Source organism: Cryobacterium sp. M15 (assembly GCF_002929675.1).
In the GTDB taxonomy this organism is placed as follows: domain Bacteria; phylum Actinomycetota; class Actinomycetes; order Actinomycetales; family Microbacteriaceae; genus Cryobacterium; species Cryobacterium lyxosi.
This window is the reverse complement of the sequence record NZ_PJJW01000034.1, coordinates 44,145-66,751: the sequence shown is the minus strand read 5'-3', so window position 1 is coordinate 66,751 and position 22,607 is coordinate 44,145. Positions and strand designations below refer to the sequence as shown.

The following is a 22,607-nucleotide window of genomic DNA, read 5'->3' as shown; positions in this document are numbered from 1 at the left end:
GGCAAGTAGGATGCCTTATATGTACTCCGACATAGCTCATCGAAAGCGTGCGCTCAGAGCGGAATTACGCGAACGCCGTCAGAACCTGACATCCTCGGAGCGCGACTTCGCCACGGCCGGTTTCACGGAAAATCTGCAAAGCCTCGTTCTCGACCTGTCCGCGCGGTCGATCTCCTGCTATCTGTCAGCCCGCAACGAACCGGATACCCGACCTTTTCTCAACTGGGCCACGGCAGAGGGCATCCGTATCCTGTTTCCGATTTCGCGCGAAGACGGCCTGCTCGATTGGACCGTCGGCGACGGCGACGAGGAATTCACCGGAATTTCCGGCGTACCGGAGGCTGTGGGAACCCTGCTCGGGCCAATCGCCATCAATGACGTCGACCTCATCATTGTTCCAGCGGCAGCCGTGGACGAATCGGGATTGCGCATGGGCTGGGGTCGCGGCTACTTCGACAAAACCCTCGGCTCGATGGAGAAATGCCCGCCGGTGTACGCCATGGTCTTCGACAGCGAATACCTCGACGAAGTTCCCCGCGAGGTGCACGACCAGCCTGTGAACGGCCTCATAACTCCGACCCGAATCATCGCTTTCTAATCGTTTCACCGCCCGTGACCCCGGTTCTGAACCTGCGGGGGCCCATGCGCGCATAACCTTAGTCTTGGCAGGCGTTTGCCTGCTGGCCCAACCAGCTGGAGATGCAGTGCCTACCTACTCTTACCGTTGCACCGCGTGCGACACCGCTTTCGATATCCAGCAGGCCTTCACCGACCACTCGCTCACGGTGTGCCCGACCTGCCAGGGAAAGCTGCGCAAGGTGTTCTCTTCGATCGGCGTGACCTTCAGTGGCTCCGGTTTCTACAGCAACGACTCCAAGTCGGATTCGAAGCAGTCCAACCCGAATCTCGACCGCAAGCCAACCGAAAAGTCTGCCGACAAGACCGACTCGACGTCAAGCAAGCCTGCTGAGAGCAAATCCGAAAAGAAGTCCGACAGTACGCCGGCGAAGAAAGACAGCTCGTCGCCGTCGTCGTCATCCTCAGTTCCGACCGCGAAGGCGTCTTAGATAGATGGCGCTGGCAAAGACGGTCACCCGAGTCATCCGTTTGGAGCACCCCGTGATCAACGGTTTCAAAGAATTCATCATGCGCGGCAACGTCATCGACCTCGCGGTCGCCGTCGTCATCGGCACGGCGTTCACCGCCGTTGTCACGGCCATCGTGGTCAACATCTTCAATCCGCTGATCGCCGCCATGTTCAACGCTGAAACATTGGCCAAAGCGCTACCGATTGCGTTGGGGTCCGGCGAGAAACCGCCCACCATCTTGCTCGGTGCGGTCATTGCAGCCGTCATCAACTTCGCACTCATCGCTGCTGTGGTCTACTTCGTCTTCGTCTTGCCGCTGAACAAGTTCAAGGAGTCGCAGGATCGCCGTCGCAGCGCTGGTATCCCGGCGGCCGCCGTCGTGGATCCCACGACCGAACTCGATCTGCTCACGGAGATCCGCGACCTGCTGGCCAAGAACGCTGCAGCCGACCAGGGTCCCAAGCACTAGCAGCTACCAGTGCGGTGGGCGATCCTGCCGCAACTGCGCCTCGTTCGCGCTGGGCGCGCTTCCGGTGTGCGCCACGCCCCCTTCTTCGCGGAGCACCGGCGGGTGCGGGTTTGGGTCGGTATCCGGTGCTGGCAGCAGCTTGGCGCGCCGAGCCGTGCCGCCAGCCTTCACGATTGGCTGGCGGGCCGATCCGAGGAGCGGCTTACCCTCCGAGCCACTCACGCGCCCGGACGTTTCGGGGTGATGGTGGGAGCGTCGCCGGTCGAAAAGGGCCGGGCATCCGCTAGCGGAACTCCGGCGATTGCAGCCACGCGTGCCGCAACGGCGTCGGGGTTGCTGAACAGTTCGAAGCTGTGCACGCGCAGGTAGTGCCAGCCGAGCCGGCGCAGCACCTCAGGGCGCAGCCGCAACGACTCGCGCAGGCTTGCACGATTGACGACGGCATCCGTTTCGACCACGATCGCGCGGGTTCCGTAAGAAGCAGCCAGGGCGAGCTTGCCGCGGTGGCCGAGGCGCACACTGAGACCGAGCTTTTCGAGGCGCTTGCCGAGATCGACCAGCATGGCTTCGCTCGCGTCGGGAACCTGCACCTCGTCACGACGGGCTTCGGTCTCGCTGAGAACCTGAGATAGGGCGAGGATACCGTGACGCTGGCGGTCTTCGTCGATGTCGGCGGGGCGAAAGCAGGAGACGATGTCCAGCGCGCGACGTGCACGGGTCATACCGATCGCGAGCAGGCGTTCTCCACCGGGTTCACCGAGGGAGCCGAAGTTCGACAGCAGGCGACCGTGCGGAGTGCGGCCGTAGCCGATCGAGAAGATGACGCGGTCGCGGCTCTGCGCCACGGCCTGCTCGAGGGTGAGTACGGTGAATGGTTCACTGCGGTCTTTGAGAATGAAATCGGAGAGGTCGGTGCGCTTGGCAAACGCCGCGAGCACGGCCTGCTGCACGCGCACGGCATGCCGGGTGCTCGCGGTGATCACCATGAGCGATTCGCGCGGACGCTTTGAGGCGTGGTCGAGCACGAGGTCGACGACCTTCACGACCTCCGCGTCGACGCTCTCGATGGCGCCGCTGTCGGCGTCGGGCATGCCGCGGCCGCCGGCCACATAGTTGATGGTGAGGCTTCCGTGGCCGAGATAACTTCCGGCCCAGGGCAGGGAGTCGATGCGTCCGCCGTAGAAGCGGTGGTTGACGAGCTCGGCGAGGTCCTCACCGCCAGCCCGGTAGCTGCGGGTGAGGGTGAGGGTTGGCAGCAGCTCGCCGAGGCGGGCCAGGGCAGAGTCGGCGTGCAGGGCGTCCACCGATGCGTCGGGCGCGGCGGTCTCCCCCGAGCCGGCAATGCCGGTTTCGAAGGCTGACGGCGTCTGGGTGACCGGATCGCCGAACGCCACGATCTGTCGGCCGCGGCGAATCGCACCGACGTTCTCGGCCAGGGTCGTGGCTCCGGCGTCGACCAGTAACACGGTATCGAACGTGATCTGGTCGCTGATTCCGGCGATTTCGTAGGGTGAGGCCAGCCAGACCGGGGCGAGCACTCGACCGAGGTGCGGTGCGACCTCATTGAGCCGGGCTGGGGTGGCACGGTCGGCGCGCAGCAGGCGTCGCAGCTGGTCCGCTTCCTCGGGAAAGTCGACGACGCCGATCTTCCAGGTTTCGGCGAGCAGCCAGGCCAGCAGCTTGCCGGTAGCGGATGCGTGCGCTTCGTCGACGAGTTTGAAATCAGCCTCGAGGCGGTCCAGTACCTGGGTGTTGGCGCCCAGCAGTGCCCGGTCGCTCGCGAGCATGATCTCGAGCACGGACTGCCACCAGGCCAGCTCGAGCTCGACGGCGACGTTCTCTTCCGAGACGTGACGCTGGGACAGGTCGGTCATCAGCGGGTCGAGGTTGTGCTCGCGCAACGTCGCCAGCAGCGCTGTGCGCTCGTGCAGGTTCGCGAGCACCTCGCTCTCAGCGGCGAGGCCCGAGATCATCGATACGAGCTCATTCAGCTGACGCCCGGCAAGGACTCGGGGCGTGCCGCTGGTGCCGAGCGGAATGTCGAGCAGACCGAGGTCTTCCCACACTCGCTGAAAGGCAACGTGCACGTCGTTGATGCCCACCGGCACCTCCGGAGTGACGCCGGCGGCCGCGTAGCGCTGCCAGAGCGTGCGCTGGCCCTGGATGCGCCGCAGGCTCTCGTTCATGTCGGTCACCCGCACGCCGGGGCGTTGGTATTCCTCGGCGAGTTTTCGCAGCCTACGCCGACTGGCCGAACTCATCTCAGACGATTCGCGCCGCGACGACGTGGCGGCGATCAACTCGGTGAGAGACCGGTCGTAGACGCCAGGCTGAAATTTGTCGAGGGTTTCGCGAATATCCAGCAGCAGACGCAGGTAGATACCGAGTTCATTGATCGTCTCGAACGGGCGCAACCGGGTCTGACCGATCAGGCCGTTAGCGCGTTCAAGCAGCCGCGGTAGTTCGATCTGGTTGATGCGTTTGGCGAGCTGGTGCGAGTTGGAGGCATCCGCCGTGGAGGTGAACGAGGCCCCGTACCAGGGCGAGTCGCCAGGCCCGTACCGAAATTCGCCGAGAACAGCGGCCTTGATCAGGGTGTTCGCGGCGGCCGCCCGCGAGTGTGCGAGAAGCTCGAGGGCGTGCCGGTCGAGACGAGCAGTGGTCGACGGCGGCTCGGGCAGCTGGGCGAGCCGGGCCAGTTCGCCCAGGGCGTCGAGCACAGAGACACCGAGAGCGGAGTCGCGACGAGTGAGCGCCGAACGGTAGTCCAGCAGCACCTTGCGCAAGCGCACGAGGGCGTCATCGACGTCGCCGACCCGCGGCTGGACCGCTTTCTCGTTTCTTGTGATCGACGCGATCAGGTCGCGTCGCAGGGTGCGCGGGGTCACGGCAATGCCGGGCAGTCCCACTTGTACGAGGCGGCCGTGGATGCCATCGAGGCTGGAGCGGCGGGCGCTCACCACGAGTACCCGCTTGTGCTGGGCCACGAGCGAGCCGATCGCGTTGACGATGGTTTGGGTGCCGCCGGTGCCGGGCAGCGTTTTCACCACGAGGGAGTTGCCGGCCGCGATCTGCGCGACGACGTTCTCCTGCTCGGAGTCGGCGTCACCGAGCAGCGTGTCTGTGGCGGGCGGGCGGGCGTCCTGGCCGATCGGTACGACCGGGTTATACGCGGTCTCGATGTTGCGCCGAGCGGTCATGTTACCGGCAACGGCGTCGAGCAGAGGGTGGTCGAGCGATGAGGCATCGGCGGCGAGCGCCCGGCCGACATCGGCGAAGCTCGACACAACGAGGCGCGGTACGACGTTGAACCAGGGCAGGTGCGAGGTGAGTCCGCGTAGCCGATCAATCACCGGCTGCGGCTTGAACGCACCATTGGTGATGGCGAGCGCCACGAAAGCGTCGGCGTCGAGCACGATCTGAAACTGGTCCTTCAGGGCTCGGGCAAGCTCAGGGTTGAGAAAGGGCTGCCCCTTGAGCTTGAGCTCATAGTCGCGTCCATACCGGCGAATGGCGAGGGGACGCAGCAGCACCGGGGCACTGTAGTCGACGTCTTGGTAACGCCACTCGGCGAGGCCGATGGCGAGGTTGACCGATTCGAGGCCGCGCATGGAGCGCAGTTCGATGCCCTTCTGCGTGATCTCGTTCGCGGCCAAACGGGCGTTGCGCAGCGCCAACTCGTCGCGAATGAGGTTGGACAACAGGGTGGTCTTGCCGATGATGAACTGCGGCAGTCCGCCAGGGTGCGTGGCGCTCAGTTCGATGCGGGTGCGAGCCTCGTCGGTGAAGTGCAGCAGCGGCGACCGACCGCCGAGCGCGGCAAGTTCGTCGCGCCAACGCTGCCAGACCGGCTCAGCAATATTCCCGGCCGTGAAGGCCGGGTCGCCCAGACTGAGGTTGTGTGGACTGGTCACGTTTTGCGGGTCGACAGGGACGGCGCCCAGGTACTTGGAAAGCACGTCGTCGTCGTCTTGTTTTCTATCGAGGTGCCACACAGGCCTACCCTAATTGCGAAAACACCGGTTTGCCCTGAGGCGGCCGGGGTTTCGCGCGTTTTAGAGGCAATCGTGGCACTCACAGCCAGTCCCGACGTTTGAAGACCGTGTACAGGGTGACGCCCATCGCGAGCATCAAGGCGAGGGCGAAGGGGTAGCCCAGTGCCCAGTGCAGCTCGGGCATATGGTCGAAATTCATGCCGTAGATCGTTCCCACCAGGGTCGGTGCGAACAGGATGGCCGCCCAGCTCGAGATTTTCTTGACCTCTTCACTCTGGGCCAGGCTGGTCTCGGACAGGTGGCGCATTTCGTCGTTCTGGCGTTGCCCGACCAGAGTGCTGTGCACGGTGAGGGCGTTCTGCAGCAGCTGCCGGAACGCGTCACCGCGTTCCACGATGCGCAGGGTGTGGTCGAGTACGTCGCGCAGGTGCCGGTGCAGTTCGAGGTCGACGTTGTATTTGTCGAATCCACGCTGCATCGACTCGAACATGCCGACAAGCGGCTGGGTGGCCCGCTGAAACTCGATCACCTCCCGAGACAGGGCGTAGATGCGACGGGATACCTCGGGGTCACCGTCGAACAACTGGTCTTCGATCTCGTCGATATCGTTCTCGAGCCCGGCCACGACCGGCCCGTACTCGTCGACAACCTGGTCGAGGATGGCATAGAGCACGGCCTCCGGGCCGAGGCCGAGCAGGTGCGGGGTGCTTTCCATGCGTTCGCGTACCTGCGCGAGGTCGGGCGATTCGGCGTGGCGAATGGTGACCACGAAATCCGGACCGACGAAAACGTGCAACTCACCGAATTCGACGCGCTCCTCGTCGTCCATGTAGCGTGCCGGGCGCAGCACCACGAACAAAATGTCGCCGTACCGTTCAATCTTCGATCGCTGATGGCCGGCGAGCGCATCCTCCACGGCCAGATGGTGCAGGCTGAACTCGGTGGCGACGGCACGCACTTCCAGCTCGCTCGGCCGGTACAGGCCGATCCAGGCGAAACCCTTGTTCTGCTTCATGACTTCAAAGGTCTCGTCGAGCGTGTGCGGGGTGGACACCCGGTGCCCATCCACGTAAACCGCGTTATCAACCAGCGCCATCGGCTCTCCTTGTTCGATCTTCTAGTGTGTCATTCGCCTTCACCGCCCGGTAACGTTTGAGGGTGCCGCAACCGGATGTCTCCCTTTTTCTGGCTCCGCGCGCGCCGCTCCCCCAGACCGACCGCGCACGACTCGCCGCCGCCGTTGCCCGGGTCTGCCCGAATTCGGGCCCCGTCACCGTTCAGCAGCGCTGCGAGCGCTGCGGCGGAGCGCACGGCCGCCCACGCGTACTCGCTCCCGACGGGGTGCACGTGAGCCTGAGCCGTGCCGGCGACACAATGGTCGTGGCCGTATCGGTGGTCGGGCCGATCGGTGTCGACCTCGAGAGCATCAGCGCCGTCGGGCGCGCCGGGTTCGACGACGTGGCCTTCAACGCGCTCGAGCGCGCAACGCTGTTCGAGATACCGTTCTCCGACCGCAATCGGGCGCGCGCGGGCCTCTGGACGACGAAGGAGGCGCTGCTGAAGTTGTCGGGTGAGGGTCTGGCGGTGGACCCGCGGCACGTGACGGTGGGGTGGACTGGCGCGGGAGCATCCGTTTTATTGGACTGGCCCACGGCCACCCTCGACCTGGCCCGGGTGCACTTGGCGAACTTCGACGCTGGCCCCGGCCTGATCGGTACGCTCGCCGTGCTCGGCGGGGCGGCCCCACGAGTATCGGTGCGTTAGAGGCTCGGCAGCGCGCTCTGCTGCACCCAGCGGGCGACGAAGCCGCCGATCGCCCGACTGCCGGTGTGTTCGGAGAAGAAATCTACGAAGTCCTCGGTCGAGACCTGCCCAAAACGCCGAGCCGCCGTGTAGGCGCGCAGTGCCGCGAAGAAGGCCTCGTCACCGAGAGATTTGCGAATGGCGTGCAGGGCGAGCGCGCCTCGTTTGTAGACACGGTCATCGAACATGGCGTGCGGGCCGGGGTCACCGACGACGATGTCGCGGGGCAGCGCCGCAACCCGGCCGCGGTGCAGCACAGCGAGGGCGTCGGCCGTGCGGCCACCGCGCTGCTCCTCCCAGAGCCATTCCGCGTAGCACGCGAAACCCTCCTGCAACCAGATGTCCTGCCAGCGGGCCACAGTCAGGCTGTTGCCGTACCACTGGTGCGCCAGCTCGTGGGCGATCAGCCGGTCGCTGCCGTGGTTACCGTCAACATGGTTGCTGCCGAATATGGCCAGGCCGTGGGCCTCCAAAGGAATCTCCAACTCGTCCTCGGTCACGACGACCGAGTAAGACGCGAACGGATATGACCCGAACCGGTCGGCGAAGAATGCGATCATCTCGGTGAGGCGGGCGAAGTCGGTTTCGACACGGGTCGCGAGTCGGGCGGGAAAGTACAGACTGTGCGCGACGGGAGCGTCGGCGAGGTCGCGGCGGCGGTAGCGGCCGATCAGCACCGTGGCGAGATAGGTCGCCATCGGCTCGCGCACGTCGAAGGTCCAGCTGGTACGGCCGGAGCGGCTCGACCGGCTCGATAGCACCCCGTTCGACACCACGGTGTAAGCCGATTCGCAGGCGATCTCGATGCGATAGGTAGCCTTGTCGCTCGGATGGTCGTTGCACGGAAACCAGGACGCGGCACCACAGGGCTGGCCGGAGACGAGCACGCCGTCGTCGAGTTCTTCCCAGCCCACGTCGCCCCAGGCGCTGCGTACCGGATGCGGCGCCCCGCGATAGCGCACCACCACCTCGAACACGGCCCCGGCCGCGATCGTCGTGGCGAGACTGATGACGAGTTTGCGTGAAGAGTGCGTGACCTTGGTCGGCCGCGCACCGTTCACCAGCACTTTTTCGATGCTCAGCCCCGCGAAGTCGAGGCTGAACCGGTCGAGGGGCATGAGGGCGCGTGCGGTGATGATCGCGGTCGCGTTCAAGCGGTTGGTGGCTACCCGATAGGAGAGGTTCAGGTCGTAATGTTCCGCCGTGTAGCCGCCATTGCCGCCGGTGGGAATATAGGGGTCGCCAGCGCTAATCGAGCCGTAGGTCGTGCGCACAGTCTGAGCCATCGTCTTACTATTCCTTGCTCAACGATCCCATGGCGGCTGATGCCACGGCGTGATCGGGTTGCCGGACCAGAGCGAACCGGGCGGCACCCGTTCGCCGCGCATCACGAGAGAGCCGGGCCCGACCGTCGCCCCGGCATCGATGGACGCCGCCGGCAGGATGACTCCGTTCGGGCCGAGCGTGGCGCCCTCGGCGAGCACGACCGCGTCGAGCTGCATGATGCGATCGTGAAACAGGTGGGTCTGCACGACACAGCCGCGGTTCACCGTGCTGCCGGCGCCCAGCCGCACCAGGTCAGCTTCGGGCAGCCAGTACGTTTCGCACCAGACGCCCTTTCCCACGGTGGCGCCGAGGGTGCGCAGCCACACGGCGAGCGCCGGCGTGCCTGAAGCTTTCTCCGCGAACCAGGGTCGGGCAACCATCTCGACGAAGCTGTCCGAGACCTCGTTGCGCCAGATGAACGAGGACCAGAGCGGATGCTCCGAGGCGTCGATGCGCCCGACCAGCGTCCACTTGACCACCGTCGTAACGCCGGCGGCCACCGCACCGGCCGTCAGCATAACCACACCCGAGAGGCCGATCGCCGCGCCGAGGCCGAGCTGCAGCCACAGCAGGTCCAGCAGGGCGAGCACCAGAAGCGCGATCCACGCGGTGGTGAAGCCGGCCACGATGCGCAGTAGTTCCCACAGCGACCGGGCTATTTTCAGGCGAACGGGAGGGTGGAAGGTTCGCGAGTCGTCGGCATCCGTTTGCCTGCGGCGCAGGCGGGCCGGCGGGTTGCCGAGCCAGCTCGAGCCGCGTTTGGCCTTGCGAGGCGTCGACGAAAGCACCGCGACGAGCCCGTTGCGCGGCACGGTGCGGCCGGGGCCGGCCATGCCGCTGTTGCCGAGGAAGGCCCGGCGCCCTACCTTGGCTGGCCCGATGTGCATCCAGCCGCCGCCAAGTTCATAGCAGGCGACCATGGTGTCGTCGGCGAGGAATGCGGCTGGCGCGATGGTCGTCAGCGAGGGCAGCAGCAACACGGTCGATGCCTCGACATCGGCACCGACTTTAGCCCCGAGCAGTCGCAGCCAGGTGGGCGTGAGCAGGCTCGCATAGACCGGAAACAACACGGTGCGGGCGCCGTCGAGGATACGTTCGGTCATCCAGACCTGCCAGCCGATGCGGCTGCGCACCGGATAGTAGCCTTCCCGCAGGCCCACTCCGAGCCCGCGCACAAAGGCAATCACCAAAAGCGCATAGGCGAGCCCGCCGACAATGACGGCTACCGGCATGATCAGGGCCGCGCGCAGCACGGCAACGCCGAGGTTATCGGCGTTGCCGACAGCGGCGCCGACGATGAGCACGCCGAGCACGATTGCGATCGTGGGGATGGCGGTCATCGCCACCGATCCGGCCGCGAAGGCGCCGAGCCAGCGACTGGCACGCGGCGGACGTTCGGCCGGCCACGGGCGGCGGCCTGACCCCACGCGATGAGCAGGGGAACCGGCCCACCGCTCCCCGGCTGGTACACGCGACGAGACCACGGAACCGGGTTCAACCTCGGCGCCGTTGCCAACGTGGGCGCCCCCGAGAAGGGTGCTGCGGGAACCGATCCGGGCATCGGCACCGACATGCACATGGCCGATGCGCAGCACGTCCCCGTCGATCCAGTGCCCGGCCAAGTCGACCTCGGGTTCGATTGAGGCCTGCGCGCCGATGGTCAGGAGCCCGGTAACCGGGGGCAACGAGTGCAGGTCGACGTCGGAGCTGATCTCAGCGCCGAGGGCCCGCGCGTAGTAACTGATCCAGGGCGCCCCGGCGAGGCTCGCCGCGTCGACGAGCAGCGCGATCTGCTCGGCCAGCCACAGCCGCAAGTGCACGGACCCGCCCCGCGGATAGTTGCCAGGCATCACGTCGTGCAGCAATAGTCGGGCCGCCACGACGGCGATGAGCATTTTGCCGGGCGGGGTCACGAACAGTACAAATCCAAGCGCTACCCACCACCACGACAGGGTCGGGCCGAAGGTTGCGCCGGCCAGGCTGAGCAGATTGTTGGCGATGGCGAGGTAAACCAGCCAGCGGGCGCCGCTCAGCACGTGCAGCGGAATGCCGAGCACCGTCTGTGCGAATTGACTGCGAGCAGGCGTCGGCAGCACCTGCCGCACCGCCGGCGGTGTCAGGGGCGTGCGGGCGTCGAGTTCCTCGGCGAGCGACCCGATACGCGGGTGGTCGTACAAATCAGCGACGGTGGTTTCGGGGTGGCGGGCGCGCACGGCCGACACGAATTGGGCGGCCGAGAGCGAGCCGCCGCCCTGGGCGAAGAAATCATCGTCGGGCCCGGTCACCGGCACCCCCAAAATCGAAGCCCATGCCTCCGCCAGCCACGCCGCCGTCGGCGACAGCGCCCCCACATCATCGTCCGACCCGGGCTGCGAGGCGGGCAATGGCCACGGCAATGCCGCCCGGTCGACCTTGCCCGAGATGCGGGTGGGTAGCGCATCGACGATGGCGAGCAGCGGCACGAGCGCGGCGGGCAGTTCTTCCCGCAGCCTGGCAAGTGCGGCCTGCCGGTCGAATGGTGTTCCGGCAGTCGCGAGGGCGATGTAGCCGACCAGAACGTGGTTGCCGGCAGGGGTGGTCTGCACCACGGCGGCACCGCCGGCCACTCCGTCGAGGGCGCCCAGGGCGGCATCCACTTCGCCGAGTTCGATACGTCGCCCGCCGAGTTTCACCTGGTCGTCGGCGCGGCCGGCGAAGACCAGACCGGCCCGGTCGAAACGCACGAGGTCGCCGCTACGATAGGCGCGGTGCCAGCCGAGCTCGTCGTGCGGAGCATACTTCTCGGCGTCTTTCTCGGCGTCGAGGTAACGGGCCAGGCCCACGCCGCCGATGATGAGCTCGCCGGTCTCTCCCTCGGCGACCCGGTTGCCGTGAGCGTCGACGACGGCGAGGTCCCAGCCGTCGAGCGGCAGGCCAATGCGCATCTCACCGACACCGTCGACGAGTGCGCCGCAGGCCACGACGGTCGCTTCGGTGGGGCCGTAGGTGTTCCACACTTCCCGGCCGCGGGCATTGATGCGGGCGACCAGTTCGGGCGGGCAGGCCTCGCCGCCGAAGATCAGCAGCCGCACTGCCTCGAGCGATTCTTCCGGCCAGAGTGCGGCGAGGGTTGGCACGGTCGAGACTACGGTGATGCCGTGGGCGATCAGCCAGGGACCAAGGTCGGCACCGCTGCGCACCAGGGAGCGCGGGGCCGGCACCAGGCAGGCGCCGTTGCGCCAGGCCAGCCACATCTCTTCACAGCTCGCGTCGAAGGCCACCGACAGGCCGGCCAGAACCCGGTCGCTGGTACCAATCGGCTCATCGCGCAGAAACAGTCCGGCCTCGGCGTCTACGAAGGCGGCCGCTGAACGATGCGTGACCGCAACGCCCTTGGGTAAGCCCGTCGATCCGGAGGTGAAGATGATCCATGCGTCGTCGCCGGGCGTGGGAATGCTTTCATTCGGTAAGACCAATGCCGGGTCGTCGTGCGGCGGCACGGGGCGCCCCCGGAGCGACTGCAGGTCGAGGCCCGCACGCGGCGCAAAAAAACTGCTCTCCCCGATGATGCCGACGACGTGGGCCTCGGCAAAGACCAGCCGTGCGCGTTCTTCCGGGTCGTCGGCGTCGACTGGAACGTAGGCGGCCCCCACGAACAACGTGGCCAGAATCGACACATACAGGTCGCGCGTACCAGAGGCAATGCGAATGCCCACGGTGTCCCCTCGGCGTACTCCGGCCAGGCTCAGCGCGTTCGCCTGGGCCTGCACGCGCTGCAGCATGCCGCGATAGCTGATGGTGCCGACCGCGTCTTCCAGGGCCAGGGCATCGGGATACTTCGCCGCGGTCTGCGAAAGGATGTCGACCAGGGTGCGGGCGGGCTTTGCCCGGTGGCCCGCCACGAGTACAGCCTGGGTGTGCCCACTGTCGCCAGCTGGGCTGTACTGGTGCTCGCTCACACGACTCCTCGTTCAGGTCGTGGCACTTGTACGGCACGCCGCGAAGGTAACAGTCTAGAACTCTCTCGGAACGCGCGGGTGCTGCACACGATCGAGGCGGTCTTTGGCTTGTCGCCGCTCGGCGTTACCGCCGTCCCCATCGCGAGCCGAAACGAATATCCGGCAGTCTGCTTAATCCAGTGCCTTCGCCCGCGCCTTTTCCAGGGCGCGCTCGCGCATCGCGAGGAACAGCGGGAACGTGAAGGCGAAGGCGGTGATTCCCGAGAGGGCAACGTACAGCCAGCCTCGCTTCATGCCGAGCCGTCGCGCCTCGACGATGATCAGGATGCTCCCGGCCACCGCAGCGATGAGCAAGTCAACGGTGAGCGATGAGACCGCCGGTCCGCTGCCCACCCAGTCGACGATGAAGTCGCGCATCTGCACGATCGCGACAACGTTGTAGGTCCAGGTCCCAGCGAGCCCGACGAGACTCAGTCCGAGGTAGACGAGAGCGAGCGGCGTCCAGTGTTTGTTCATACCGGCATTATGCCCGCCGCAGGTTTGGGGCAAGTCCCTGTTGGATCTCTCTGCCACCGGGGACGCCTATGAAATTGAGATATAAACCGTTGTCAAACCGCACTTCTGGTTGTTCTCTGGTGCCCCTGGAGGGATTCGAACCCCCGGCCATTTCCTTAGGACGGAATTGCTCTTCCACTGAGCTACAGAGGCGGGCGTCGTAAGTTTAGCCGATCAGTCCGCACAGTCGAGCGCGCCACCCACGTTGTCACGGGGCAAGCTCTGCCCCGTCACTACGCTCGTGATCGCGACGTTGATTTCGACACTTCTGTTGGCCGAGCGGAAGAGCGCCGTCCTAGGCGGCCGGGGCCAGATAGGCGTCCCATTCCTGCTCGGGGCGCTCGACTCCCCGCACAATCCAGGTCGTGCCCTGCGGCATCCGTGGGGTGAAGCGCAGCTTCCAGCCCATTTCGGCCGGGGTGTGGTCGCTCTTGAGGTTATTGCACCGCAGGCAACACGCGGCGAGGTTGTCCCAAGTATCACGGCCACCGCGCGAACGCGGTAACACGTGGTCGATCGTGGCAGCCGACTTGCCGCAGTAGCAGCAACGATGCTCGTCACGTCGTAAGACTCCCCGGCGACTGACCGGGACCAGGCGCGACATGGGGATGCGCACGTACCGCGTGAGCAGAATGACGCTCGGGCGATCCCACGAGCCCGAGGTCGCGAAAACGGGGTGGCCCTGATCGGACTGCACGATCGTCGCTTTCTGGTTCATCACCAGAATGAGCGCTCGTTTGAACGAGACGACGGCGAGGGGCTCGTAGCCCGCATTGAGTACCAGTGTGCGCATGCGCTTCCTTTCGAAGGAGACTGGACGGCTTCCAGCCATTCGAACTACATCCGATGCGTAATGAACAGGAGCACGACGGGGCGAAAAAGAGTACAAAAAAAGGCGCCGTCACAATGACAACGCCCTATGGCTGCTCACACAGCTCTTCTCGCTCTGACAACTATGCCGAAAGCACTCGCGACCGCGCACATCCATGGTGTGGATAGTGCGTCGCTTATGCACTGGCTCTCCTTTTTGAACCTACAAACTACATCAGGGCACTAGGTTAACCCACAAATGGCGCAACAGGTGAACCTGTATGCGCCATTTGTGTGAGCTGTAACCCAGTGTTCACTGGAAGGGGCGAATTAGATGCCGATTCGCACGATGTAGTAATCGCTGGTCCAGATGGGCTGAATTCGCACGGACTGGCCGGTGTATGGCGCGTGCAGGATATTCCCGTTGCCCGCGTAGAAACCATCGTGACCGTCCATGATCACCAGATCGCCTGGCACGGCGTCCTCGATCGAGATCTTCGTTCCGGCCGCTGCCTGGCCCACAGAGGAGTGCGGCAGGCTGATCCCGAACTGCGCGTAAACGTACATAATGAAGCCGGAGCAGTCGAACCCGGCCGGTGTGGCGCCGCCATAGACGTACGGTGTGCCCTGGTACTGCGAGGCGACATTGAAAACGGATGCGAGATCGAAGTTCGGGTACGTCGGGTTTGCCAGGAACTCAGCAACACTCGGACCGGAATAGCTCGCTGCATACGTGGTCATCTGCGCAGCGACCTCAACACGACGGGTTTCCGCGGCGGCGGCAGCGACGGTTGCAGCGGCGGCGGCAGCAAGCTCTTCGGGCGTGGTCGCCGTGAACCCTTCGCGAGCGACGCTCACGGTTGCCGCCTGGGCATCGACTTCAACGGCCTGCGCCTGCGTCTTGGACATCTCCGTGGACTCGGTGGCCTTGAAGGAGACGTCTTTCGAGCCGGGAGCAAAGGCATATGCCGGGAGCGCCATAGTGGCAACGAGTCCGGTAGCGAGGGTCATGACGACGATATTGGCGATACCGCCACGTCGCTTCTTCGGGGCAGCTCGAGGCAGGGCGCGGTCAGGGCGTACCGACGATTCCACTTTTTCCAGAGAATCCGCTGTTCGGCTCAGCCCGCGACGGGACCGTCTCGTTCCTAATGCAGCCAAAGTTTTAACCTCCGGCGCCTCGACAACACCAGGTTGTCGTCCCGTCCACTTCGCTAATCGCGGGTGTATTCGTAAATCAAGAGACGGGGTAAGCAGGCGTCTTGACCAGAGTCCTTCGACCATTCATGGTCTGTGGGACCCCCCGAGGCTACAAGAGCGACGCGCATTTGTCACCCTGAAGCGGCGCATTTCTAACGGATTGGTAACGAACCTGCGAGCAGGTCGAAACGACTGGCTCGATTCACGGCCCTGCGAACCCGGTGAAATTTCAGTGAGCGACCGGGCTGTGGCCGATCGGTGTCGTAACGAAAATGTGCCCGGCTACCTCATTGGGGAGCTCCAAACCGGCACCGAAACCTTCGACCTGAACTAGAACGTACGATCCGGCAGCCGAAAACACACCGGTCGCGCCGGGCATGACGCCGCTCTGTTTGAGCTGCAAGAGCAGCTCGGGGTCGAACTGCACCGGTTCACCGAGACGGCGGATGACTGCGGTCACCGGCACGGTCGAACTCGCCACCACCGACAGCACGTTGGTCACGCCCGCCATGAAGGCGACTGCCGGCGAATCACCGAGCTCGTCAAGCCCCGGAATCGGATTGCCGTAGGGAGATTCGGTCGGGTGACCGAGCATCTCCAAAATTTTGCGTTCGACCTGTTCGCTCATCACGTGTTCCCAGCGGCAGGCTTCGTCGTGCACGAACTCCCACTCGAGTCCGATCACGTCGCTGAGCAGGCGTTCGGCCAGGCGATGCTTGCGCATAACGTGCACGGCCTTGCTGCGGCCGGTCGGGGTGAGTTCCAGGTGCCGATCGCCGGACACGATGACGAGGCCGTCACGTTCCATCCGCGCGACGGTCTGCGAGACGGTCGGGCCGGAGTGTCCGAGTCGTTCGGAGATGCGGGCCCGCAGGGGCACGATCTGTTCTTCCTCCAGGTCGAGGATCGTGCGGAGATACATTTCGGTGGTGTCGATCAGATCGCTCATCCGAAGCCCTTCATTCGGCTCGTGCGCGCACCGCTCATCGAGTGATAGAACGGCGCTCAGTTGGCGGCCTCGGCAGTGGCCCGCACAGCGTCCCAAGCCTACCCGCCCGTAGCAGGGCAACTAGAATCGCCGTATGGCCGACCTACTCATACCCACCGATCTACTCCCCCTCGACGGACGATTCGGCTGCGGCCCATCGAAAATCCGGCGCGAACAGCTCGACCATCTTCTCGGATTCGGCACCGGAGTACTCGGCACCTCGCACCGCCAGGCACCCGTGAAAGACCTCGTCGGCCGCGTGCGCGCCGGCTTGGGTGAACTGTTTCGCATTCCTGACGGCTACGAAGTCGTGCTCGGCAACGGCGGCTCGACCGCGTTCTGGGACGCCGCAGCCTTTTCCCTCATCGAAAACCGCGCGCAAAACCTCGTCTTTGGCGAGTTCGGCGGCAAGTTTGCCAAGGCTGCGGCTGCCCCTTGGCTTGCAGCTCCCGACGTAATCACGGCCGACACCGGCTCACGCAGCGATTTCGTGGTGCGTGAGGGCATTGACGTCTACGCCTGGCCCCAGAATGAAACCTCAACGGGCGTCATGGCCCCGGTCAACCGGGTCAACGGTGACGCGGGCGCGCTCACCGTCATCGACGCCACCAGTGCCGCCGCCGGCATCGACTTCGACGCGAGCCAGGCAGATGTCTATTACTTCGCGCCTCAGAAAAACCTCGCTTCGGACGGCGGCCTGTGGCTCGCCTTATTCTCACCGGCGGCCCTCGAACGGGTCGAACGCATCGCAGCGAGCGGCCGGTACATTCCCGAGTTCCTTAGCCTCAAGAATGCTGTGGACAACTCGCGCCTGAACCAGACGCTGAACACGCCGGCTCTCAGCACTCTTCTGCTGATGGAGAACCAGATCGACTGGATCAACCAGAGCGGCGGCCTGAAGTGGGCGTCATCGCGAACGAGGGAGTCGTCATCCGTTCTCTATGACTGGGCGGCGGGCGTCGACTATGCGACCCCATTCGTGGCCGACCCGACGCACCGTTCACAGGTCGTCGTGACGATCGACTTCGACGACGCCATCGACGCCTCAGCGATCAGCAAAACCCTGCGCGCCAATGGAATCGTCGACACCGAGCCGTACCGCAAGCTCGGCCGTAACCAACTGCGCATCGCGACCTTCACGGCCATCGACCCTGAAGACGTCAAGAAGCTCGTGGCATCCATCGAGCACGTCGTGGCGCACCTCTGAAATTAGCTGCACGAAACGAAACGAACTGAAACGCAACGAAAGGATCGGACGATGCGCCTGTGGTTGAAAGACAGCGAACGCCGGCCCGATCCGCTGCCCGCACGAACGGATGCCCGCACGGCACTGATATTCGGCACCCTGCTCTGGCTGGTCGCACTCGGCGCCGCCCTCTTCTTTGAAGAAGCGGCGCCGGGTGCCTCAAAATCAGGGGCGGCGAGCGCGCCGGGAACGGGTTGGTGGCTGTGGTGCACTGTGATCGGCGTCGGCCTCGGCCTCGTTGGACTCGCCTGGGTTCAGTTCCGCCGCCGCTAGCGCTTCGTTGAAGTCGATGCCGTCCAGAGCATCAAGGGAGTCATCCGCGTCATCGTCGACCAAATCTGCGTCGTCGACTGGATGCTCGTCTGACCCGTCATCGTCGTCGTCGTCGTCATCGTCGTCATCGTCATCGTCGTCGTCGTCGTCGTCATCGTCGGCATCCGCTGCAATGTCGTCATCGACGAGACGATCCGACCACGGCACCCACTCGGGCGCGAGCAGCGAGTCACCGCCGGGCGTGAGCTCGGTTTCAAGAACCTTCGGCTCGGAATTCTCGTCGACCCGCGCAAGACTCACGGTCCAGCGCCAGCCCGGATAGCCGGTCAGCAGGCAGTCGAACAGCAGCGACACTACGAGGTCGCCTTCGTCGATGTGGCCGATGACCTCGCCGATCGTGTCGTCCGTCGTGATTTCCAGCAGCGCCGTCCGCGCCAGCTCAACGGCCGCGAGCAGGGTGGCATCGGTCGGCTTGTCCGATTTCGTCGGCTGCGCCTCGGTCGCCTGCGCCTCGGTGACCTCAGGCATCCAGTTCCTCGGCGACCTTGCGCAGCATCGCCGCGATCTTCTTACTGTGGCTTGATTCGGGGTACCGACCGCGCTTGAGATTTGTGCCGATACCGTCGAGCAGCTTCACCAAATCTTCAACGATGATCGACATATCGTCGGCTGGCTTACGGTTGAATTTAGACAGGCTCAGAGGAGCTTCGATCACGCGCACCGACAGCGCCTGGGCGCCGCGTTTGCCGTCGGCGATACCGAATTCGAGCTTCGCACCGGCCTTGATGGTTACGCCGGACGGCAAAGCGGAAGCGTGGAGAAAGACCTCCTGACCGTCATCGGATGTGATGAAGCCAAAGCCTTTCTCCTCGTCGTAAAACTTGACCTTGCCGGTGGGCATCTGAACCTCACTTGAGTTTTGGGCGCACAATATAGTGCGGGATGTAAACCCAGCATATTCGGTTGCGGCACCCGCGTGCCCGTATCCTTAGGCTGTGACCAATCAAACTCCGCAAGCCGTCAGCCGGCTTGAACGTGTGCTCGCTTACATGGTGGCGAGCGTGGTGGGGCTGTCGATTCTCGCGTTCCTTGCGGTGATCATCGCGACCGCGATGGGCGTCGGTCAAAATGACGGGTTCAGCCGCGGCTTCTGGCCGCCGATCTTCATCCTGCCGCTCTACGGCCTGCCCATCGGTTTCGTTCTCATCATCGTGCTCATCATCTCTGCGGGAGTTCGCCGCAGTCGCGAAGCTCGACGAGACCGCGAGTAATGCTCGGCCTCGCATCGAGACTTCGGGTCCTGCCCGATGCTGAGCTGCGGCACGTCATCAAGGTGCGCGGCGTTTCTGCGAACGGCATCCACGACTTCTTCGATCTGGCCGAAGCCCTGCTTGATGCAGACAATGTGCAACTGGCCCTCAGCCACCTGGACCGCTCGACCCTTGCCGTTCTGGCCGTGGCCGGACAACTCACCAGCAGCAATTCCGTGCCGACGCTGGTCGCGGTGACGAATCGACTGTTTGAACTAGGCTCGACCGAGGTCACGCTGGCCGATGTGGCCCGCCGGGTCGACAGCCTGCACGCCGTGCTCTTGGCCGAGCGAAACGACGGATGCTGCATTCCATACGACGCCGTCTCGGCTCATTTGGCGCACTGGCCGGCTCAGGGTCTACCGGGTACCGCCGACCTCGCCGTCACTGCGCCCCCGGTTACCCTCGCCGCCGTGCCCGACACCGAGATTGCGTTCATCGACCAGCTGGCCGCTGAACGCGCCTTCGGGATGGTGTCGTCGATCGCCGAGCTGGTCAACGAGCTGTGTCGCGAGCCCGCCCGGCAGCTCAGTCGGGGTGGGCTCGGCCTGCCCGACATCAAGCGCCTCGCCGCCGTAATGACGGTCGACGTCGATCTGGTTGCCCCGATCCTGGCCTTGGCCTCCCGGGCCGACCTGCTCGCCCAATCCGACGGTTATTGGATGGAAACCGAGGCCGGCGAGGCCTGGCTGCTCGAACACACGACCACTCGTTGGGCGGCCTTGGCCGTGGCCTGGTTGGCGGCGCTCCCTCCGACCGTGGCCGACATTCTTCCGCGCCAGGCCGGGCTACCCTGGGGTGACGGACTGACCGCGTTTATCGCCTGGCTCTATCCGGCCGGCGGCGAGTGGATGCTCTCCCAGCTAACCGAGTTCGCCCGCGACGCTGAGTTGCTCGGTATCACTGCAAGCGACACCACCAGCACGGCCGGCGCCAACGTGCTGCGCGGTGACCTCGAGGTGGCCGTCGACATCATGGCGGGCGCGCTGCCGGCTGAAGTCGGCGCGGTGTATCTGCAGCACGACCTCTCGATCGTCGCGCCCGGCCCACTTGCACCGTCGATCGACTCCCGGCTGCGCGGGATGGCGGACGTGGAAAGTCGAGAACTCGCGTCGAGTTATCGCATCACAGCCGCATCCGTCAATCGCGCGCTGGCCGCGGGCGAGAATGCAGACTCGCTGCTCGCTTTTCTGGCGTCGATCTCACTGACCGGCATTCCACAGCCGGTGGATTACCTCATCAACGAATCGGCTTCGCGGTACGGTCGGGTGCGAGTGGGACGTCTCACCGACGGGCCGAATGCCCCGATCGCCCCGCCCGGCAATGACACCGTTTTTCTCAGCTACGTCTGCTCAGCTGATGCCGCGCTGCTCGGCACTATCGCCGTCGACCAGACTCTGGCGCCGCTCGCACTCGTGCGCGCCGGCGACAGCGAACACCTGCTCAGCCGCTTCGCCGGTGACGCCGTGTTTTGGGCGCTGAGTGACGCACGTTATCCCGTCGCTGCCGAAGACGACCTCGGTGAGATCGTGCACTTGCGCCGACACCAGATCGCCCGTGTCACGCTGACACCAACGGTTGACACCACCCGCAACCTGATCGATAAGCTGCGGCTTCGTGCTGAAAGTGGCGTTTCAGTAGCGGATGCCTGGCTTGCCCGCCAGCTCGACACCGCCATCAAGGCCAAGCAGACCATCCTGGTCAGTATCGCGATGCCCGGCGGCGCGGTGGTGGACTACCTGCTCGAACCGGCCAGCGTCAGCAACGGACGCTTCCGAGCCCGCGATCGGCGGGCCGACATCGAGCGCACCCTGCCACTCAAGAGCATCCTCAGCATCACCCCGGCCCCGTGACTGCTTGTGCGCGGCAGCGGCCGGTACCGTAAAAACTGCCGAACGGGCGTAGAATTAGGGGTTATGTCTGATGGCCCCCTGATTGTGCAAAGTGACCGCACGGTGTTGCTCGAAGTTGCCCATCCTCTTGCCGAGGATGCTCGTCACGACCTCGCCGTTTTCGCAGAGCTCGAACGCGCCCCCGAGCACATCCACACCTACCGCATCACGCGGCTGGGCCTGTGGAATGCCCGGGCGGCGGGGCACGATGCGTCCGACATGCTCGCGACGCTCGAGAAGTATTCCAAATTCGCCATACCTCAGACGGTCAGCGTGGATATCACCGAGACGGTCGGCCGCTACGGGCGACTCGTCATTGAACGTGACCCCGATGGTGCCCTCGTACTGCACAGCAGTGACCAAGCCGTTCTCACCGAGATCGCAGGGGCGAAGCGCATTGCGCCACTGTTGATCGGGCATCCTTCCCCGGAAACGTATCTCGTCGGAGCCTGGGCCCGCGGGCAGCTCAAGCAGGAACTGGTGAAGCTCGGGTGGCCCGCCGAGGACCTTGCCGGGTACACACCAGGCACCCCGCACGATATTGCGCTGAAAGAAGACGGCTGGTCGCTACGTGACTATCAGAACAAGGCCGTAGCGAGCTTCTTTGACGGCGGCAGCGGCGTCGTCGTGTTGCCCTGTGGCGCTGGCAAGACCCTCGTCGGCGCCGGGGCCATGGCCACCGCGAAGACCAACACGCTCATTCTGGTGACCAACACCGTCTCGGCCCGCCAGTGGCGCGACGAACTGCTCAAGCGCACGACGCTGACACCAGAGGAGATCGGCGAATACTCCGGACAGGTAAAAGAGGTCAAGCCGGTGACCATCGCGACGTACCAAATTCTCACGGCGAAGCGCAAGGGCGAGTACGCCCACCTTGAGCTCCTCGACGCCATGGACTGGGGCCTGGTGATCTACGACGAGGTACACCTGTTGCCCGCTCCCGTGTTCAAGCTCACCGCCGAATTGCAAGCGCGACGCCGCCTCGGCCTCACCGCCACCCTGGTGCGCGAGGACGGCCGCGAGGGCGATGTGTTCAGCCTGATCGGCCCGAAGCGGTTCGACGCCCCATGGAAGGAGATCGAGGCCCAGGGCTTCATCTCCCCGGCCAACTGCTACGAGGTACGCATCGACCTGCCGCAGTCCGAGCGACTCAGCTATGCCGCCGCAGCGGACGATGAGCGCTACCGCATGGCCGCGACCGCGCCGGCCAAGCTCGGCGTGGTGCAGGCGCTGATCAAGAAGCACGAGGGCGAACGCATCCTCGTGATCGGCCAATACCTCGACCAGATCGATGAACTCGCCGAGGTCTTGCATGCCCCCCAGCTCACCGGTGCCACCCCGATCGACGAACGCGAACGTCTATATCAGGCGTTCCGCGTGGGCGAGGTGAAGGTACTCGTGGTGTCGAAGGTCGCGAACTTCTCGGTCGACCTGCCCGAGGCGACCGTGGCCATCCAGGTGTCTGGTTCGTTCGGCTCCCGCCAGGAAGAGGCCCAGCGCCTCGGCCGACTGCTGCGCCCGAAGGAATCCGGCCTGTCGGCGAACTTCTACACGCTCGTCGCCCGCGATACCGTCGACCAGGACTTCGCGCAGAACCGCCAGCGTTTTCTCGCCGAACAGGGCTACAGCTACACGATCCTCGACGCGCAGAGCCTCACCGCCCAGACCCTGGTCGCCTGACCCGTGTCGCCTGACCCGTGTCGCCTGACCCTGG

The 22,607-nt window shown here is 64.9% G+C and carries 19 protein-coding genes and 1 tRNA gene; 8 read left to right on the top strand and 12 right to left on the bottom strand.

Features of this window, described 5'->3' with window-relative positions; translation table 11 throughout:
• Nucleotides 1-19: 19 nt before the first annotated feature.
• From CXY83_RS06065 to mscL, 3 genes are all read left to right on the top strand, one after another.
• Nucleotides 20-598 carry a 5-formyltetrahydrofolate cyclo-ligase gene (locus tag CXY83_RS06065; protein ID WP_104196482.1) on the top strand — a complete coding sequence of 193 codons (579 nt, stop codon included), beginning with the start codon at nucleotides 20-22 and terminating at the stop codon, nucleotides 596-598.
• Between the two features lie 106 nt (nucleotides 599-704).
• Nucleotides 705-1,067: an FmdB family zinc ribbon protein gene (locus CXY83_RS06060; protein WP_104196481.1), complete on the top strand. Its 363-nt coding sequence runs from the start codon at nucleotides 705-707 to the stop codon at nucleotides 1,065-1,067.
• Between the two features lie 4 nt (nucleotides 1,068-1,071).
• Entirely contained in the window at nucleotides 1,072-1,557 is a 486-nt protein-coding gene (gene mscL / locus CXY83_RS06055; RefSeq protein WP_233200635.1) for a large conductance mechanosensitive channel protein MscL, read from the top strand.
• 3 nt (nucleotides 1,558-1,560) lie between these two features.
• Here mscL and CXY83_RS06050 read toward each other — a convergent pair whose 3' ends face one another.
• The 3 genes from CXY83_RS06050 to CXY83_RS06040 all read right to left on the bottom strand — a co-directional run bounded on the left by CXY83_RS06050 (nucleotide 1,561) and on the right by CXY83_RS06040 (nucleotide 6,648).
• Entirely contained in the window at nucleotides 1,561-1,779 is a 219-nt protein-coding gene (locus CXY83_RS06050) for a hypothetical protein (RefSeq protein ID WP_104196480.1), read from the bottom strand.
• Nucleotides 1,776-5,552: an AAA family ATPase gene (locus CXY83_RS06045; RefSeq protein WP_233200634.1), complete on the bottom strand. Its 3,777-nt coding sequence runs from the start codon at nucleotides 5,550-5,552 to the stop codon at nucleotides 1,776-1,778. Before CXY83_RS06045 ends, CXY83_RS06050 begins: the two co-directional genes overlap by 4 nt.
• A 79-nt stretch (nucleotides 5,553-5,631) precedes the next feature.
• On the bottom strand, nucleotides 5,632-6,648 hold the full coding sequence (locus CXY83_RS06040) for a magnesium and cobalt transport protein CorA (protein WP_104196479.1): 1,017 nt from the start codon (nucleotides 6,646-6,648) through the stop codon (nucleotides 5,632-5,634).
• Nucleotides 6,649-6,710: 62 nt separating this feature from the next.
• Between CXY83_RS06040 and CXY83_RS06035 the strand changes: the two genes are divergently transcribed.
• On the top strand, nucleotides 6,711-7,316 hold the full coding sequence (locus tag CXY83_RS06035) for a 4'-phosphopantetheinyl transferase superfamily protein (protein ID WP_104196478.1): 606 nt from the start codon (nucleotides 6,711-6,713) through the stop codon (nucleotides 7,314-7,316).
• On the opposite strand, the gene CXY83_RS06030 is transcribed toward CXY83_RS06035, so the two are convergent.
• From CXY83_RS06030 to CXY83_RS06000, 7 genes are all read right to left on the bottom strand, one after another.
• Entirely contained in the window at nucleotides 7,313-8,641 is a 1,329-nt protein-coding gene (locus CXY83_RS06030; RefSeq protein WP_104196477.1) for a M1 family metallopeptidase, read from the bottom strand. The two genes, CXY83_RS06035 and CXY83_RS06030, sit on opposite strands and share 4 nt — an antisense overlap.
• Before the next feature lie 18 nt (nucleotides 8,642-8,659).
• Entirely contained in the window at nucleotides 8,660-12,619 is a 3,960-nt protein-coding gene (locus tag CXY83_RS06025) for a Pls/PosA family non-ribosomal peptide synthetase (RefSeq protein WP_104196476.1), read from the bottom strand.
• 171 nt (nucleotides 12,620-12,790) lie between these two features.
• Complete coding sequence (locus CXY83_RS06020; protein WP_104196475.1) at nucleotides 12,791-13,135, bottom strand: DUF2834 domain-containing protein; 345 nt, start codon at nucleotides 13,133-13,135, stop codon at nucleotides 12,791-12,793.
• 117 nt (nucleotides 13,136-13,252) lie between these two features.
• Nucleotides 13,253-13,327: transfer RNA gene (locus tag CXY83_RS06015), tRNA-Arg, on the bottom strand.
• 142 nt (nucleotides 13,328-13,469) lie between these two features.
• Nucleotides 13,470-13,967, bottom strand: a complete 498-nt coding sequence (locus tag CXY83_RS06010; protein ID WP_104127589.1) for an HNH endonuclease — start codon at nucleotides 13,965-13,967, stop codon at nucleotides 13,470-13,472.
• Nucleotides 13,968-14,314: 347 nt separating this feature from the next.
• Nucleotides 14,315-15,079, bottom strand: coding sequence for a C40 family peptidase (locus CXY83_RS06005; RefSeq protein ID WP_233200633.1), 765 nt, complete (start codon nucleotides 15,077-15,079; stop codon nucleotides 14,315-14,317).
• A gap of 334 nt (nucleotides 15,080-15,413) precedes the next feature.
• Entirely contained in the window at nucleotides 15,414-16,133 is a 720-nt protein-coding gene (locus CXY83_RS06000; protein WP_104196474.1) for a metal-dependent transcriptional regulator, read from the bottom strand.
• A 133-nt stretch (nucleotides 16,134-16,266) separates the two neighbouring features.
• On the opposite strand from CXY83_RS06000, the gene serC reads away from it, so the two are divergent.
• On the top strand, nucleotides 16,267-17,379 hold the full coding sequence (gene serC, locus CXY83_RS05995; RefSeq protein ID WP_104196473.1) for a phosphoserine transaminase: 1,113 nt from the start codon (nucleotides 16,267-16,269) through the stop codon (nucleotides 17,377-17,379).
• Between the two features lie 204 nt (nucleotides 17,380-17,583).
• Here serC and CXY83_RS05985 read toward each other — a convergent pair whose 3' ends face one another.
• On the bottom strand, nucleotides 17,584-18,219 hold the full coding sequence (locus CXY83_RS05985; protein WP_104196471.1) for a DUF3027 domain-containing protein: 636 nt from the start codon (nucleotides 18,217-18,219) through the stop codon (nucleotides 17,584-17,586).
• Nucleotides 18,212-18,592 carry a cold-shock protein gene (locus CXY83_RS05980; RefSeq protein WP_104196470.1) on the bottom strand — a complete coding sequence of 127 codons (381 nt, stop codon included), beginning with the start codon at nucleotides 18,590-18,592 and terminating at the stop codon, nucleotides 18,212-18,214. Before CXY83_RS05980 ends, CXY83_RS05985 begins: the two co-directional genes overlap by 8 nt.
• A gap of 94 nt (nucleotides 18,593-18,686) precedes the next feature.
• Between CXY83_RS05980 and CXY83_RS05975 the strand changes: the two genes are divergently transcribed.
• From CXY83_RS05975 to CXY83_RS05965, 3 genes are all read left to right on the top strand, one after another.
• Complete coding sequence (locus CXY83_RS05975; protein WP_233193282.1) at nucleotides 18,687-18,962, top strand: hypothetical protein; 276 nt, start codon at nucleotides 18,687-18,689, stop codon at nucleotides 18,960-18,962.
• On the top strand, nucleotides 18,962-20,854 hold the full coding sequence (locus CXY83_RS05970) for a helicase-associated domain-containing protein (RefSeq protein ID WP_104196469.1): 1,893 nt from the start codon (nucleotides 18,962-18,964) through the stop codon (nucleotides 20,852-20,854). Before CXY83_RS05975 ends, CXY83_RS05970 begins: the two co-directional genes overlap by 1 nt.
• A gap of 63 nt (nucleotides 20,855-20,917) precedes the next feature.
• The gene (locus CXY83_RS05965; RefSeq protein ID WP_104196468.1) at nucleotides 20,918-22,573 is read left to right on the top strand and encodes a DNA repair helicase XPB; all 1,656 of its coding nucleotides are present in this window, start codon (nucleotides 20,918-20,920) and stop codon (nucleotides 22,571-22,573) included.
• Nucleotides 22,574-22,607: the final 34 nt, after the last annotated feature.